16 protein-coding genes are annotated in these 16,314 nt (G+C 38.1%); 10 read left to right on the forward strand and 6 right to left on the reverse strand.

Features of this window, described 5'->3' with window-relative positions:
• Positions 1 to 147 precede the first annotated feature (147 nt).
• The 6 genes from AC106K_RS16920 to AC106K_RS16945 all read left to right on the forward strand — a co-directional run bounded on the left by AC106K_RS16920 (position 148) and on the right by AC106K_RS16945 (position 5,311).
• Positions 148 to 777, forward strand: coding sequence for an NUDIX hydrolase (locus AC106K_RS16920; RefSeq protein ID WP_482446641.1), 630 nt, complete (start codon positions 148 to 150; stop codon positions 775 to 777).
• A gap of 27 nt (positions 778 to 804) precedes the next feature.
• On the forward strand, positions 805 to 1,611 hold the full coding sequence (locus AC106K_RS16925) for a lysophospholipid acyltransferase family protein (protein ID WP_482446642.1): 807 nt from the start codon (positions 805 to 807) through the stop codon (positions 1,609 to 1,611).
• A gap of 16 nt (positions 1,612 to 1,627) precedes the next feature.
• Positions 1,628 to 2,065: a hypothetical protein gene (locus AC106K_RS16930; protein WP_482446643.1), complete on the forward strand. Its 438-nt coding sequence runs from the start codon at positions 1,628 to 1,630 to the stop codon at positions 2,063 to 2,065.
• Between the two features lie 6 nt (positions 2,066 to 2,071).
• Positions 2,072 to 3,409, forward strand: coding sequence for a UDP-N-acetylmuramate--L-alanine ligase (locus AC106K_RS16935; protein WP_482446644.1), 1,338 nt, complete (start codon positions 2,072 to 2,074; stop codon positions 3,407 to 3,409).
• Between the two features lie 308 nt (positions 3,410 to 3,717).
• Complete coding sequence (locus AC106K_RS16940; RefSeq protein WP_482446645.1) at positions 3,718 to 4,506, forward strand: C-type lectin domain-containing protein; 789 nt, start codon at positions 3,718 to 3,720, stop codon at positions 4,504 to 4,506.
• A gap of 10 nt (positions 4,507 to 4,516) precedes the next feature.
• Positions 4,517 to 5,311 (forward strand): C-type lectin domain-containing protein, encoded by a 795-nt coding sequence (locus AC106K_RS16945; RefSeq protein WP_482446646.1) that lies wholly within the window; start codon positions 4,517 to 4,519, stop codon positions 5,309 to 5,311.
• A 69-nt stretch (positions 5,312 to 5,380) separates the two neighbouring features.
• Here the strand turns inward: AC106K_RS16945 and AC106K_RS16950 are convergent, their stop codons facing one another.
• The 4 genes from AC106K_RS16950 to AC106K_RS16965 all read right to left on the reverse strand — a co-directional run bounded on the left by AC106K_RS16950 (position 5,381) and on the right by AC106K_RS16965 (position 8,818).
• Entirely contained in the window at positions 5,381 to 6,442 is a 1,062-nt protein-coding gene (locus tag AC106K_RS16950) for an NAD(P)H-dependent flavin oxidoreductase (RefSeq protein WP_482446647.1), read from the reverse strand.
• 149 nt (positions 6,443 to 6,591) lie between these two features.
• Positions 6,592 to 7,080: a hypothetical protein gene (locus AC106K_RS16955; protein ID WP_482446648.1), complete on the reverse strand. Its 489-nt coding sequence runs from the start codon at positions 7,078 to 7,080 to the stop codon at positions 6,592 to 6,594.
• A 6-nt stretch (positions 7,081 to 7,086) separates the two neighbouring features.
• Positions 7,087 to 7,962, reverse strand: coding sequence for an aldo/keto reductase (locus AC106K_RS16960; RefSeq protein WP_482446649.1), 876 nt, complete (start codon positions 7,960 to 7,962; stop codon positions 7,087 to 7,089).
• 475 nt (positions 7,963 to 8,437) lie between these two features.
• Complete coding sequence (locus AC106K_RS16965) at positions 8,438 to 8,818, reverse strand: winged helix-turn-helix transcriptional regulator (protein WP_047098504.1); 381 nt, start codon at positions 8,816 to 8,818, stop codon at positions 8,438 to 8,440.
• Between the two features lie 171 nt (positions 8,819 to 8,989).
• Here AC106K_RS16965 and AC106K_RS16970 point away from each other — a divergent pair, with 171 nt between their 5' ends.
• Together AC106K_RS16970 and AC106K_RS16975 are read left to right on the forward strand one after the other, a co-directional pair.
• Positions 8,990 to 9,979, forward strand: a complete 990-nt coding sequence (locus tag AC106K_RS16970; RefSeq protein WP_482446650.1) for a quinone oxidoreductase family protein — start codon at positions 8,990 to 8,992, stop codon at positions 9,977 to 9,979.
• 3 nt (positions 9,980 to 9,982) lie between these two features.
• A complete protein-coding gene (locus AC106K_RS16975) occupies positions 9,983 to 10,453 on the forward strand; it encodes a cupin domain-containing protein (protein WP_482446651.1) in 471 nt (156 codons plus the stop codon).
• A gap of 225 nt (positions 10,454 to 10,678) precedes the next feature.
• On the opposite strand, the gene AC106K_RS16980 is transcribed toward AC106K_RS16975, so the two are convergent.
• Entirely contained in the window at positions 10,679 to 11,140 is a 462-nt protein-coding gene (locus AC106K_RS16980; RefSeq protein ID WP_482446652.1) for a thioredoxin family protein, read from the reverse strand.
• On the reverse strand, positions 11,137 to 13,206 hold the full coding sequence (locus AC106K_RS16985) for a TonB-dependent receptor plug domain-containing protein (RefSeq protein ID WP_482446653.1): 2,070 nt from the start codon (positions 13,204 to 13,206) through the stop codon (positions 11,137 to 11,139). Before AC106K_RS16985 ends, AC106K_RS16980 begins: the two co-directional genes overlap by 4 nt.
• Positions 13,207 to 13,327: 121 nt before the next feature.
• On the opposite strand from AC106K_RS16985, the gene AC106K_RS16990 reads away from it, so the two are divergent.
• The gene (locus tag AC106K_RS16990) at positions 13,328 to 14,479 is read left to right on the forward strand and encodes a homogentisate 1,2-dioxygenase (RefSeq protein WP_047098482.1); all 1,152 of its coding nucleotides are present in this window, start codon (positions 13,328 to 13,330) and stop codon (positions 14,477 to 14,479) included.
• A 303-nt stretch (positions 14,480 to 14,782) separates the two neighbouring features.
• The gene (locus AC106K_RS16995) at positions 14,783 to 16,294 is read left to right on the forward strand and encodes a succinate CoA transferase (RefSeq protein WP_482446654.1); all 1,512 of its coding nucleotides are present in this window, start codon (positions 14,783 to 14,785) and stop codon (positions 16,292 to 16,294) included.
• The last annotated feature ends 20 nt before the right edge of the window (positions 16,295 to 16,314 follow it).

The raw sequence follows: 16,314 nt of genomic DNA on the forward strand, positions 1-16,314 counted from the left end.
ATATATCAAAATTTAGTATGCACTATATGAGTTCTCTTATCCATCTTTTGTACTTCATGGTATTTCGTTCCTAAATCCTGTTCACCATCATAGGTTAATTAATGTTAAGGCCCTTATTTCTTCAAGATATATTGTTAAATTTGAGCTATGGAAAATTTTGGAAAAGATTTATTACGAAAAATAAAAAGCATAGCGCTTCCCGGCGAACATGCCCATGGAATATTCTCCCCTCCCTATCGTCCCGTTTTCACCTACGATGAAGTCTTGGCAAAAAATCCCAAATTTGCAGCCGTAAATATTGTTTTGTATCTGAAAGACAACGAATGGTATTTTCCATTGATCCAAAGAACCATCAATGAACATGACAGACATAGCGGACAGATTTCATTACCCGGCGGAAAACGTGAGGAAATGGATAGAGATTTTGCAGAAACAGCTGTACGGGAAACATCGGAAGAAATAGGCATAGATAAACATTATGTACGAATCATAAGAGATCTATCTCCTATTTATATTCCTCCAAGCAATTTTTACGTATACACTTATATTTCATATACTAAAAAGAATCCTGCTTTTGTTCTCCAGCAAAGCGAAGCAGTAGAAGTTATTGAATTCCCCATCACTTCTTTTTTAAGCCTTTCTGATACCCCGGAAATCATGGCACTTCCGAGTGCAGGCGGAAAGGAAGTTCCTGTCATCAACTTCAACGGATACATTATCTGGGGAGCCACAGCAATGATATTAAGCGAATTCAGCCAGTTGCTGAAAAAAATGTAACTTTGCACTACCGTGTTTAATTGAAAAATGGCGAAGAAAAATATTTTCACCGATGCATTCGGAACCCCTTATTTTTTGAAAAGGTTTATTATTTTTATTTTAGGAATTGTATCCTACAGGAGGTTCAATGGCTTTAATAAACTAAAAATTACCGGCACAGAACATCTTGTGGATCTTCCGGATTCCAATGTATTGTTTGTGTCTAACCATCAGACGTATTTTGCTGATGTAGCTGCCATGTATCACGCTTTTTGTGCCGTAAACAACGGGTATTTAAATACCATTAAAAATCCGATCTACCTGCTGAATCCTAAGATCGATTTTTACTATGTAGCCGCCGAAGAAACCATGAATAAAGGTATTCTTCCTAAAATTTTCAAAATTGCAGGTGCTGTGACAGTAAAAAGAACCTGGAGAGCAGAAGGTAAAACGGTCAACAGAATGGTGGATATGAGTGAGGTAGACAATATCATGAAAGCACTGGACAATGGCTGGGTGGCAACTTTCCCACAGGGAACTACATCTGCTTTTGCACAGGGACGAAGAGGAACGGCCAAACTGGTAAAGAATCAGCGTCCTATTGTTATTCCGATCAAAATAAACGGATTCAGAAGAGCATTTGATAAAAAAGGACTTCGGGTAAAGGTTACCGGTGTAAAACCTACCATGGAGTTTAAGGCCCCTCTGGATATTGACTATGATAATGAAAAAGCACCGGAAATCCTGTTGAAGATTATGACTGCCATTGAGCAGACGGAAGACTTCAACCTCTTACACAGTTATGATGAAGAACTTAAAGCTAAAAAATTAGAACAAAAGGACTCAAATAATTAAAGTAAATAAGAAAATTATGAACAGAATACTTGGAATCTTATTCGCAATAATAGTATTAGTTTCATGCAACAGCCAAAAGGTATATTCGGATTTTGACATCAGCTATTCGAAAAGCGGAGGCTTTGCTCCTGTATATGAAAACCTCCTTATAAAAGAGAACAACGTACATTATTCTTTCGAAGGCCAGGGCAAAAAATACAAACAGGATTTTAAAATTTCCAATGAAGATCTAAAGAAGCTGGATCAGGTTCTTTCTCAGAATAATTTCAGAAGAATACAGGAAGACCGTAAAAAATTGTACGACAATGTTTCGACTTCCATCAACATCAAGAAAGGACCAAATGAAGGCAGCAAGACAGATGCCAGCATGATCATTCCAAACTATCAGACCAATTGGAATAATATTCTTGAAGCTTTCCAGCAGATCATTAATACTAATGTAAAAAAACAGTAAATACAATTGAAAACCCACTTCATTGCTATCGGCGGAAGCGCCATGCATAATCTTGCCATCGCATTAAAAGATAAAGGCTATCAGGTTACAGGTTCGGATGACGCTATTTTTGAACCTTCAAAATCGAGACTGGAGAAAAAAGGAATACTGCCTCAGGAAATGGGCTGGTTCCCGGAAAAAATTACTCCGGATATTGATGCTGTCATCCTTGGTATGCATGCCCATCAGGACAATCCTGAGCTGGCAAAGGCAAAAGAGCTGGGTCTGAAGATCTATTCTTACCCTGAATTCCTGTACGAACAGTCTAAAAATAAGACCAGAGTGGTTATTGCAGGCTCCCATGGTAAAACAACCATCACCTCCATGATCCTTCACGTTCTGAATTTCCATCAGAAAGACGTAGATTTTATGGTGGGAGCTCAATTGGAAGGTTTCGACTGTATGGTAAAACTGACTCAGGATAATGATTTCATGGTATTGGAAGGAGACGAATACCTTTCCTCTCCTATTGACCTACGCTCTAAATTTTTATTATACCAACCGAATATCGCTTTAATGAGCGGAATTGCATGGGATCATATCAATGTTTTCAAAACATTTGATGACTATATTGAGCAATTCAGAAAGTTCGTGGCAAGCATTACGGCAGGTGGTGTTTTAGTGTATAATGAAGAAGATCCGGAAGTCGTTAAGGTAGTGGAAAATGCTGAAAATTATTTCAGAAAAATTCCTTACAAAACCCCTGAATACGAAATAAACAACGGTAAAGTATACCTGAAAACCGAAATGGGCGATGTTCCTCTTTCTGTTTTTGGTGCACACAACCTGTTGAATCTGGAAGGAGCCAGACATATCTGCCAGCAGCTGGGAATCATGGATGAAGATTTCTATGAAGCGATCATGAGCTTTAAAGGGGCTTCCAAGCGTCTTGAAAAAGTAGAAAGAGAAGATAAAGGAACCCTTTACAAAGATTTTGCCCATGCTCCAAGTAAGGTAAAAGCAGCAGTAAAAGCATTCAAAGAACAGTTTAAGAATGACAAGAAATACGGATTCCTGGAACTCCATACTTACTCAAGCTTAAATCCTGCTTTTTTAGAGCAGTATGATCATGCCATGGACGGTTTGGAAGAAGCAATCGTTTTCTATTCTGAAGATGCTTTAAAGATCAAGAGAATGGAACCTATTTCTCCTGAATTCATCAAAGAAAAATTCAAAAACGAAAATTTAAGAGTTTTCACGAATGCTGAAGATCTTCATGCATACTGGAATACATTAGATAAAACCGACGGGGTGTATTTAATGATGAGTTCCGGAAACTTCGGCGGACTGGACCTTACAAAATAATGATATTGCAAATGGACTGATTTAATAAATTTTCAAAATCAAGTCCGGAAAAATTCCTGATAAAACAGAAACTCCTTTCGATTGAAAGGAGTTTTTTATTTTTTCAACAAATATTTCTGTTATACATAATCCGAATATATTTTATTTATATCACAATAAAACACTTATGTATAAAAAATATTTACAAATAAATAAATATAGATATTTTTTAATTCTAAAAACAAGACTTCAAAATACTGTAAATCAATTAATTAACATATATCCGATACATATTTTTAATATATTTGATCCAACAAACAAAACATGAAATGAAAAAAGCTATTTTATTCATTATTTTACCTTATGCTTTAAATGCACAGGTTGGCATTAATACAACCACTCCTACAAAATCACTTGACATCAATGGAGAATTACGAATCCGTACCTTACCTGCGGGAGTTGCTGCTGATGACATTCTCTCTACTGATGCGAATGGAAATGTCAGAAAGGTTTCCAGAAGTGATCTTAGTGGTGGCACATCATCGGGGTTTAATAACACTATATTAGGCTATGATCCCAAACCGGTAGCGACCAGACCTCAGCCGCCCGGCTCCGCACCGGGAGGAGGAACTGCAAATGAGTTGGGCTGCAAAAAATGGGCAGGAAATAATCACACGTACTGTGCTTATCAGATTTCACAGCCTATTAATTGGTTTAATGCTTTCAGTTTCGGAAAACAAATGGGGGGCTATCTGGTAACGATGACCAATGATGCTGAAAGAGCGTGGGTGAATACCAATATCGTCAATTCAGGAACAGGATACAATCTGGCTAATAACGTATGGATTGGTTTCAATAAAATAAAGAGACCTGGAAACCCGGATCAACTTCAATGGATTACCGGAGAAGAGTTCAAAATCAACTGGTCTACCAACCCGGCGACCACCGAAAACTGGTTTAATTCCGGCGAGCCTAATAACTCCGGAGGGGTTGAAGGAGCTACTCACATATTTGCAAGCTCCACCAATGCAGAAAGAAGATGGAATGATCTTGACGGCACTCTGACCTCCAATTCCAACGTTTCCATGAATCAGCTTATTATTGAATTTAATGAATAAAAAGAAACTCATGAAGAAATCAATTTTAGCATTCATTATCTTACCTTATTTCATCATTGCCCAGCAGGTGGGTATCAATACTCAGGCTCCGACAAAATCTCTTGACGTCAACGGAGAACTGAGGATCCGTACGCTACCTGTAGGGGCAGCGGCTGATGACATTCTCTCTGCGGATGCGAACGGGAATGTGAGAAAGATCTCCAGAACTGACCTTAATAGCGGATCATCCTCAGGATTCAATAATTCGATACTGGGCTATGATCCCAAACCGGTAGCAACAAGGCCTCAGCCACCCGGTGCAGTGCCGGGAGGAGGAACTGCGAATGAGCTGGGCTGCAAGAAATGGACAGGAAATAATCATACTTATTGTGCTTATCAGCTTTCACAGGGTATTAACTGGTTCAATGCATTCACTTTCGGGAAGCAAATGGGAGGTTATCTGGTAACCATGCCCAATGATGCTGAAAGACTTTGGGTGGCTACCAATATCGTAGCCTCAGGAACGGGCTATAATCTGGGGAATAATATCTGGATCGGTTTTAATAAGATTCAAAGGCCCGGCAACCCGGACAGGCTGCAATGGATCACCGGAGAAGAATTTAGAATGAACTGGTCTACCAATCCTGCGACCACAGAAAACTGGTTTGCAACGGGAGAACCTAATAACTCCGGAGGAAACGAAGGCTCCACCCATATCTATAGTACAAATGGAAATGCAGAGAGAAGATGGAATGATTTAAGTGGGTCTACCACAGTTTTTAACAGTTCAGACATGAATCAGCTTATTATTGAATTCAACGAATAAATACCTCAATAAAAAACTCCTTTCGGTTTGAAAAGGAGTTTTTTGTTTTCTCAGTTCTGTTGATTGGTCCTAAAAACGTTCTGTATCTCCAATCAGGTTTTTCAGAATATCTGTTGTGGAAAGTTCGCTATACTCATGAATAGACTGCCCTACCCAAAGACCTACAAAATCCGGATTCTGTACTGACTTTGCAGCCGCCCGTAATGCATTGGTCAGTTTATTCTGATAAGGGTATGGCAAAATATACCCGGAATTCTCAACAGCGTCAATATATTTATTCCTGATCCCTCTGGCATATCGTCCTGAAAAGCTTCTCGTCAGCATAATCTCTTCTTCTTTTACTTTTTTCAGTCTTTCCTTTTCAAAAGGTTTCAATGCACTTTCCCTGGATGCCAGCAATAAACTTCCCATCTGAAAACCTTGTGCTCCAAGATCTTTTGCAGCATGTATTGTCTTAGCATTGTAAATGCCTCCTGCATAGATCAGCGGAACCTTTACGTGATCATATACCTGTGACAATAAAGATAAACCTCCGATCTGCGGAACATGATCTGCATTGAATGCTCCCCTATGCCCGCCTGCTTCAATTCCCTGTACACAAATCATATCTACCCCAGACTGTTCCAGAATCAAAGCCTCTTCTACTGAAGTACAGGTTCCGATTAAAGTTATTCCATTGGCTTTTAATTTCTGAATACTCTGATCATCCAGGCTTCCGAATATAAAGCTTAAGATTTTACAGTTTTCATCAATGATAGGGTCAATAAGATCATGATAGCTTTTCACTTTAATGGCATCAAGATCCGGAAGTTTTACATCTATATTATTTTCTTTTGCCAACTGCTCTATAAACTGTTTGGTCCTGATAAATTTTTCCCGCAAAGCATCTGTTATCTCAGGAATGCGATGGGCAAAAATATTCACGGCAAAAGGCTGATCTGTAAGTTTCCTGGTTTCTCTGATAAGTTCAACAGACTGATCTGCAGAAAGATCTGCCAGAGCCAATGATCCCAGGCAGCCTGCTTTTCCAGCTGCAGCAACCATTTCCGGTGTACTCATTCCAAACATAGGAGCCTGAACAACAGGATATTTTATTCCTAATTTTTTACTGATGGTATCTGGCCAAAACATAGAATTTATTTTAATTAAAAAGGTACAAAAAATAAGAACATCTCATTTTCAACAAGATATGACATTACTCATTCCTGAGCAGAAAATAAGATTCCCACAGATATTATATGATCTGTGGGAATTTTATTTATAATTAAACTGATACTGCTTTATAGAATCCAGGTCTGGTATTTCTCTTCCATCCAGTTTTTCAGATATTCATTAAAGTCATACAAAAACATTTCAACATCTGTTGTGAAATAATAGTCCAAAGGAAGACCATCATCGATACTAATCTCAATACCATCATACAGATTAATAAGAAACCGTTGTGACCCAATGTCTGAAATATCAAAATTACTGTAACTATATCTTCGCTTTAAACTTTTAAGATCCGCATCCAACAGTATTTCAAGATAATCAAATATTTTTTCGGGCAACTTCCCTTTTTCCTGAAACATTTTGGGAAAATCCTTTGTCTTATTTTCATGCTCAAAAACACTCATCTGAAGAATGTAGTTGAAGTCATTGTCAATTAATAACTCAGTATATAACAGTTTATAGCTAAATCCCTCATATGTTGAAAATGAAAAAGCATACTCATTGTTCAAAATGATTTTTCCTTCCTTCTTATCAAATCTTGCAGAATGAGTCCACATTTGCAATTAAATATCTGCTACAGATTTCAGCATTTTCTGTTCCCATTCAGGATCTTTCGGATCAAAGAATAATCTGATTCCTGTATCTAGAGAACGAACAGTATTCATTTCATCTTCTGTCAGTTCAAAGTCAAATACGTTAAAGTTTTCTTCAATTCTTGAAGGGGTTACAGATTTTGGAATCACTACAAAGCCTTCCTGTAAATGCCATCTTAAAATAACCTGAGCAACCGTTTTACCATATTTTTCAGCAATAGCTTTCAGATCTGCATTATTCAGAAGATTTGCATTTCCGTTACCAAGCGGGCTCCAAGGCTGTGTTACAATATTATTTTCTCTGTCGTAAACCTGCAATTCTTTCTGCTGAAATACCGGATGCAGCTCAATCTGATTGATTACCGGAAGAGTACTTGAATGAGCCTTTAATTCCTCCAGTTTTTCAATGGTAAAATTACATACTCCTATTGCTTTGATCTTTCCTTCCTGATAAAGCTCCTCCAAAGCCTTCCATGTCCCAAGGAAATCACCATATGGCCAGTGAATAAGGTACATATCCAGATAATCCATCTGCAATCTGTCTAATGTTCTCTGGAAAGCACTCTTCGCCTTTTCATACCCATGATCCTGAACCCATACTTTGGAAGTAATGAATAAGTCATCTCTATTCACACCACTGTTTTTCACAGCAGCTCCTACTGCCGTTTCATTCTGATAAATCGCTGCAGTATCAATCATTCTGTATCCTGTCTGGATTGCCTTGATCACAGCACTTTCACATTCTTTCAGATCTTCCATCTGCCATACTCCAAATCCTAATGCCGGAATGTCTACTTCGTTATTTAAAGTTACTACAGGTTGACCTGCATAAATTTTCTTTTGCATAAATCTTTATTTTAATTATTAATATAAAGTGATTAAACAAATTTGCGACAAAAAATTGGGATTCTGGCTTACCAATTTTACTGTTTTTATTAAAAAATTGTTATTTAATGACTGTTTGGAAACAGATTGAAAAACTCATGGATGCAAAAGGTTTCATATTATGAAGAGTAAGAATTTTATTGGGGTAAACTAAATCATTTTCATCTTTATAGAGCTGTTTGTTGGAAGACGCAAAGACGCAAATTTTATACTTCCAATACGTTGATAAGGCGCAAGGATTTTATCTGCGATAAAATTGAATCCCGTTTTTTTCTTGCTACGAATGCACGAATAAAAATACACTAATAAAAGGATTCGTGTATTCCTGGCAAGAAAAACAGCTGAAAATTTTTGATTTTCCTACACTCAAAGAATTTTAGCATCATCATAATATTTACAACTTTCTGTTTTTTACACAAAGGAATCATTGGATTCCTTAGAAATTCATTGACTGTTTAATTTTCTCCCTATGCAGCAATCCCCAGTTCACAAGCGTTTCTGTTACCGGGAACACAGATTTTCCGTATTCAGTAACCGCATAGGTTACTGTAATTGGCTTCGTGTCCTGAATCGTTCTTGTGATCAGAAGATTGGTTTCCAATTCCTTCAGCTCCTTACTCAGCATTTTTGCAGAAATCCCTTCAATCCCACGTTCCAGCTTTTTAAAATGAATAGTCTGATCCGGCCTGTTAGTCAGGTATCTCAGGATCATCAGTTTCCATTTTCCACCCAGAACATCCAGGCTGTCACGCATTGCGAACAGTTCTTCCGTGCAGGTGGCTTCTCTTTCTATCCCGTTTTCAATGATTTTTGCCATAATAGTTTCATTAAGGTAACTAGTTACCATTAGTTAACTAGTAGCAAATATAAACTATTCTGTCTCTACATTTGTGTATCAAACTGACAATATGAAAGCTCTTTCGTTTTCCAAATACAATGTTGATAAAGAGAATACAATTATATATGACCTTCGAAAAAATATATCCTTATGAAAACAGTCATTTTAAATAAAGATTTTCAACTTGAAGATGGCATAGTAGAAAAACCAGTGCCCAAGACTAATGAGGTATTAATCCACATTAAAGCCAGCGGCTTCAACCCTATCGATTACCAAATGCTGGAAAATGAGCTGGAACGAAAACTGATCAGCTCTCCCATATTGGGCCGTGAATTATCAGGAGTTATTATAGAAAAAGGATGCGACGTTACTCAATTCAGTATTGGAGACGAGGTTTTCTGTGGAAGTGGCTCCATGGGAAGCAATGGGACTTATGCAGAATATATTTCCGTTCCCGAGAACATTGTAGCACTCAAACCGAAAAATATTTCTTTTGAGGAAGCAGCAGCCATTCCATCGGCAGGGCTCACAGCGCTTCAGATCTTTAATCGGTTAAAATTACAGCCCGGGCAGACCATTCTCATAACAGGAGCTGCAGGAGGTGTAGGATCTTTTTTAGTTAAAATCTTACTGGCCCATCATATTCAGCATTTCACCGTAACGGTAGGAAGTGAAGAAAACAAACAGATGCTTATTAATTTACGAGTAGAAGCGCATCAGATCGTCAACTACAGAGAGGAAAATCTCATTGACAATCTTTTAAAGGCCAACAGTGATCAGCCGTTTGATATAGGAGTTGATCTGGTGGGCAATACAATGGCTGAAGTCACTGCTGAAGTTTTAAAAATCAACGGAACTTATGTGGATGTAACAGCCTTACTGACCAAAAATGCCCGTGAAGTGCTCTTCAACAAAGGAAGTCTCATCATGAATATATCCAATTATGCGTACAGTATGACCGGAAAACATGACTATTATCAAAACAGCCTGATTGCCATCAAAACATTGCTGGAAACCGAAGCTATTGCTCCACCTCAGCATAAAGTTATAGGCGATCTCTCACTAGCGACCGTACTACAGGCACACTCCATTTTAAAAAACAACCAGACTCAAGGTCACAAACTCGTTATGAAACATTAATCTATGAATAAAATCCCAAGACGTATTGTAACAGGAATTAAAGACGGAAAATCAACCATTGTAGAAGACCAACAGGTAGAAAATGCTGTGGAACACTTTCCGGGACTTATTATTTCGGATATATGGAATACCCAAAAGACTCCTGCAAGCTTAGATTTCGAAACCATGATTCCTAATACCGGATTTCCACAGACACCCCAGAACGGAACTTATTTCCGGTATGTAGTTGTACCGCCTGATAAAGATCTCGGTATTGAGTTCAAAAAAGGAGAACCTCATCCAATGATGCATGAGACATCAACATTGGATTATATCATTATTCTCTCAGGTGAGCTGCATCTGATCATGGAAGAAGGAGAAACCCTCCTCAAACCGGGAGACATTGTGATCCAGAGAGGAACCAATCATGCCTGGAGCAACCGTTCTGATGAACCATGTATACAGCTGGCAGTTTTAATTGGTGCGGAAACCTAGGACCAAAGGATTTTAGAAATTGAAAGTTGTAGTGTTGGAAAACGCAAATATGATTATGACACCGAAGTTTTTAAGGTGCAAGAAAATCAAAGATTTTTAGCTATTTTTTTTGCCACGAATACAAGAATCCTTTCATTAGTGTATTCGTGGCAAAAAATCAACAGTATTCAATTTTATTGCAGATAAAATTTTGCGTCCTTACGTGTTCCAACAAAACTATAAAATTCACAAAGCAGAAACTTCCTTCAATTTCTGTTTCATTTTCTCAGCAGTAAACTGCCCTTCATGATAGTAAACTAAATTCTGATTCTTATCCAGAATAATCCATACCGGATAAACAGGCTGGCTTTTATTCTTCGAAAGTGCCAGCGCCAGTTCATGAATTCCCGTACTTCCGTTAGACAGATAACCGAATTCCCGGTTTTGAAAACGAATTTTTTCTTTCGTCTTCTCAGCCTCAAAATTGATCAGATAAAAATGATCATTTATAGTCTTTACCAACTCTTTATCCTTATTCAACTGATAAGACTCAATTTTACAGACTGCACACCAATCTGTATACAGGTGGATAACTACCGGCTTTGTGTTTTCTCTTTGCAAGGCCTCTATTTCAGAAAAAGTGCCTGTCTTCATCTGAGACAGATAAAAACAAGGCACTAACATTAAAAATAAAGCTATTTTTTTCATTTTAAAGTATATTTTACTCCCAGAAACCCTCTGATACGCTGCATGGGGGCATAGCCGTAAGCTGTATCGAAAGTATAATGGTTAGGATTGCTGACAGGATCATCAGCATGTTTATCAAATGGATCAAACGGCCTCATCAGAGGATCTTTGGGCGTAAAATTGAATAAATTTTTCACCCCGCAATACACTTCAAACCCGGATTTGAAACTCTTTGAAACCTGAATATTGGCCAGAGAATAAAACGGAGAATATTCCGGACGGTAATCGTTGGGCAAAACAGGAAGCCTCATCGGGCCATAAAACTGCCCGGTAAAATCTATGGTCAGATTATTCGGAAATTTATAGGTCAGATTATAAGTTCCACTCCATTTGGGGGCATGCAGCTGCTGTGTCTTTTGATTTTCATCATCATATTTCTGATAAACATCAAGATAAGTCACTCCCAGATTGACACTCAAAGGAAACTGAAACGTAAAATCTACATTCAGGGAAGCTCCTCTCGAAATTCCGTATCCGTGAAGGTTGTCATAGATGATCTTATTGGGATCAGAATCAAAGTCACCTACAATTTTATTACTGAAATAGGTGTAAAATGCGGAGGCATCCAGGCTTAGCATTCGGGTTCCCACAGGAATTTTCCAGATATAATTCAAATTACCATTCACTGATCTTTCCGGCTGGAGATCTGATTTCACCACCACTTCTCTTGATCCGGTCAAAGCAGCATGATCTTCTGTAAACAGGTTGACCACTCTGAATCCTGTTCCAAAGTTGAAGCGTAAAGTATGATAAGGATTGGGAGAAAACTTCCACGCCAGTCTTGGAGAATGTACCGAGTGATGAACTTTATCATAGTCATATCTGTACCCCAGTAATAAAGTATTTTTATCATTGATCCCCCATTGATCCTGGATAAAGACTCCCCAGATCGGAGATTTCATCGGTGCATTGGTGATCCCGTCAGAGGCTAGAGTTCCCGGGGTATTGTCATCATAAAAAGTTCTTTTAAAAGTAAGCCCTGCTGTAATATCATGTTTCCCGAAACTTCTGTCCCAATAGGTCTGTACAAAAGCAACTTTCTGAAGGGCATTGAACGGGTTTGCTCCGTAAAAAGAATTCTGATCATGGTAATTATAAGAAAACTGAGTAACGATATGCTCTTTCATAGGCCATTCATACAATCCGAAAACTTCCGCTCTGTTGGTATAAATGCTTTCGCCATATACTTCATCACTTCCCCGGAAAGATTTATTCCATTGCATTTCTCCTCCAAAACGGTCTTCGTACAGGTATCTCATAGCAAAACTTGCCTGCCTGTTTTCCTTTCTTTTAAAATTCCATTTGTTGAAAACAGAAATTCTGCTCTGTAAAGTAGTATCTGTGAAATTATCTCTATTCTGGTCTATTCGTTCTTTAAAACTGAAATAATTTAAGCTCAATAATGAAGCGGCATTCTTTCCAAGATTAAATTTTGTAGAAAGATCCAGGTTGTTTTCGCTCCATGTGCTGGTCATCATATCGACACTTAGTTTAGGAGCAGTTAGCGCATTTTTTGTGATAATATTGATCACTCCTCCCATTGCTTCCGAACCATAGATAGAAGAAGCCGGTCCCTTTACCACTTCTATTCTGTCTACCAGACTGTTGGGAATCCCACTCAATCCGTATACTGTAGAAAGTGAACTTACAATCGGCATTCCGTCGATCAGGATCATGGTATAAGGCCCCTCAAGCCCATTGATGTGAATATCTCCGGTGTTACAAACTGAACAGTTCAGCTGAGGTTTCACTCCATTCACCATGGCGATGGCTTCAAAAATACTCGGTGTGGGATTTTTCTGAAAAAATTTCTGACTATAGATCTCAACAGCTACAGGGCTTTTCGATCTGCTCATCGGTTTTATGGTTCCGGTAACCACTACATCCTCTATATTACTCGTCTTGATTTCTCTTTTGGTAATGTTGGCAGAATCCAGTTTTTTGTTGGTCTGCAGACTTAAACTGTCTGTTTCCTGCGCAAAACAGTATGATGATAAAAAAGTAATAGAAAATAATATTCGCTTCATGAAATTAAAATTGTTAGACAAATCTAACAATAATTTTTCAAATACAAAACATCAAGAAAAATATAGGTAGAGTCAATTCATGAAAAATGATTAAATTTGAGAAACTACATATGAAAGTAAAATGAGATATCATCTAGCGGGAAATATCCCACAAAAAAGACACACTATCTTTAAGTCTCCTGAAGATAAATTTTACTATGAACAGCTTTTCGGAACAGAAGGTTTTCATGGTATTTCTTCACTGCTCTACCATATCCACCGTCCTACACAGATCAAATCGATCGGTGAGCCTAAGGATGTAACCCCTAAAATTGCGGTTGAAAAAAATGTTGCTCCAAGAATGTTCAAAGGAATGAATGTCACTCCTGAAGATGATTTTATGGACAGCAGAAAGATTCTTTTGATGAATAATGACCTGAAAATGGGATTGGCCAAGCCAAGAAAATCGATGGATTATTTTTACAAAAATGCAGAATGTGACGAACTTCTGTACGTTCACCAAGGGAACGGAATCTTAAAAACCTTTGTAGGAGACCTGGAATTTGTGACCGGTGACTATCTTATTATTCCAAGAGGTACCATCTATCAGGTAGAACTGAAATCTGATGATACCGTATTTTTTGTATTGGAAAGCCACTCTCCTATCTACACTCCCAAAAGATACAGAAATGAATTCGGACAGCTTTTGGAACATTCTCCTTTCTGCGAAAGAGATATGATTGCTCCTACTTTCAAAGAACCTGTAGATGAAAAGGGAGAATTCCTGATCAAAGTAAAAAAGGAAAATCAGATTACAGATTTCATCTATGCTACCCATCCGTTTGATGTCGTAGGCTGGGATGGCTATTTCTATCCTTATAAATTCAATATCAAAAATTTTGAACCGATCACGGGAAGAATTCACCAACCGCCACCGGTTCACCAAAACTTTGAAGGGCACAACTTTGTGGTATGTTCGTTCTGTGCAAGAATGTATGATTACCATCCATTGGCAATTCCGGCCCCGTATAATCATTCCAATATCGATTCTGATGAAGTTCTTTTCTACACGGAAGGTGACTTTATGAGCCGTAACCACATCGACCTGATGGATTTTACACTTCATCCGGGAGGAATCGTACACGGACCTCACCCTGGTGCTATGGAAAGAAGTATCGGTAAGAAATTCACTGAAGAATATGCCGTAATGGTAGACCCTTTCCGTCCGTTGAAAATTACGGAAGAAGCTTTAAAAGTGGAAGATCCGTCCTACAAAACTTCATGGCTGGAATAATTTCTTTTAAAACTGAAACAGTGATAGTTTAAATCTGAACACTTAAGTTCTACAAACTGCTGAGCTAAAGTGGTTAAAATAAAAGCTTTTGTGGTTAAAAACATAGTAGATTTATTTAAAACTAAAGGGTTTACACAGTTTGATCCAAAACTGTTACTGAATACATACAAAAGACGCTTTAAATCCTTTATTTAAAGCGTCTTTTTTCGTAAATTTGTGAGGCATGGTTAGCTCCATTTTAACCATCATTATTTTTCATGACGCATCCTAAGTAATGGTGGTTTAATACAAAATCAATATTACATGTTAGAAAGAATCAGATTAGAAAGCTTACATCAAAAAGTAACAACGGCTGAAAATGCTGTGAAAATCATTAAAGACGGCATGACCATAGGGTCCAGCGGCTTTACAAAAGCGGGTGACAGCAAAGCCATTTTGCCGGCATTAGCAGAAAGAGGAAAAACAGAAAACCTTAAAGTCACTTTAATGACCGGAGCTTCACTGGGGCACGGTACCGACGGAAAATTGGCAGAAGCTGATGTGATTAAAAAAAGGATGCCGTTTCAGGTAGATCCTATTTTAAGAAACAGGATCAATAAAGGTGAAATTCTGTTCATCGATCAGCATTTAAGTGAAAGTGCAGAGCTTCTTCACACTAAAAACCTTCAGAGCATTGACGTGGCAGTTATCGAGGCTGCTTATATTGAAAGAGACGGAAGTATTGTTCCTACTACCTCTGTTGGGAACTCAGTAACTTTTGCTGCTTTGGCTAAAAAGATCATTATTGAGATCAATACGGAAGTTCCTGAAGAAGTATATGGAATTCACGATATATACCAGGCTGAAGATTACCCTTACAGAAACGTTATTCCTATTGTCGCTCCCTGGAACAAAATCGGAAGAAAAAGTATTCCGGTTGATCCTGAAAAAATAGAAGCCATTGTTTTTACCAACCTTAAAGACAGCCCTGCTGATATTGCAGAGCCGGACGAAAAGACAACAGCCATTGCCGGACATCTTCTCGATTTCTTTGAAAATGAAGTTCGTTTAGGACGTCTTACAGACAGGCTTCTTCCCCTTCAGGCCGGTATCGGTAAAGTAGCCAATGCTGTTCTTACAGGATTTAAGGATAGTAATTTCTATGACCTTACCATGTTTTCCGAAGTGCTTCAGGACAGTACTTTTGATTTGATAGATTCAGGTAAACTGAGCTTTGCATCAGCATCATCCATTACCGTTTCTAAAGAATGCTATGAAAGAGTTTTAGGAAACCTCTCCAAATACAAAGAAAAATTTGTTTTAAGACCTCAGAATATTTCCAATACACCTGGTCTGATCAGAAGATTGGGAGTGATTGCCATCAATACAGCAATTGAATTTGATATTTACGGAAATGTAAATTCTACCCATATTGGAGGGACAAAGATCATGAACGGAATAGGAGGTTCCGGTGACTTTGCAAGAAATGCCTACTTAAGTATTTTCGTAACCCAGGCCGCATCCAAAGGAAACAATATTTCACACGTTCTTCCAATGGTTTCTCATACAGACCATACGGAACATGATGTGGATATTCTGGTGACCGATATAGGACTGGCTGACCTTAGAGGTCTGGCACCGAGAGAAAGAGCGCAAAAAATCATCGATAACTGTGTTCACCCTGACTATAAAGAAGAATTACAATCTTATTTTGACAGAGCCTGTGAAAGAGGCGGACATACTCCTCACCTGCTGGAAGAAGCTTTTAGCTGGCATTTAAGATTTTCTGAAACAGGAAGTATGAAACAGACTACAGAAACGCAGGTTTCTAATTAAAAAAAAACTTCTGAATATAA

This window comes from Chryseobacterium sp. FR048, from assembly GCF_056844665.1.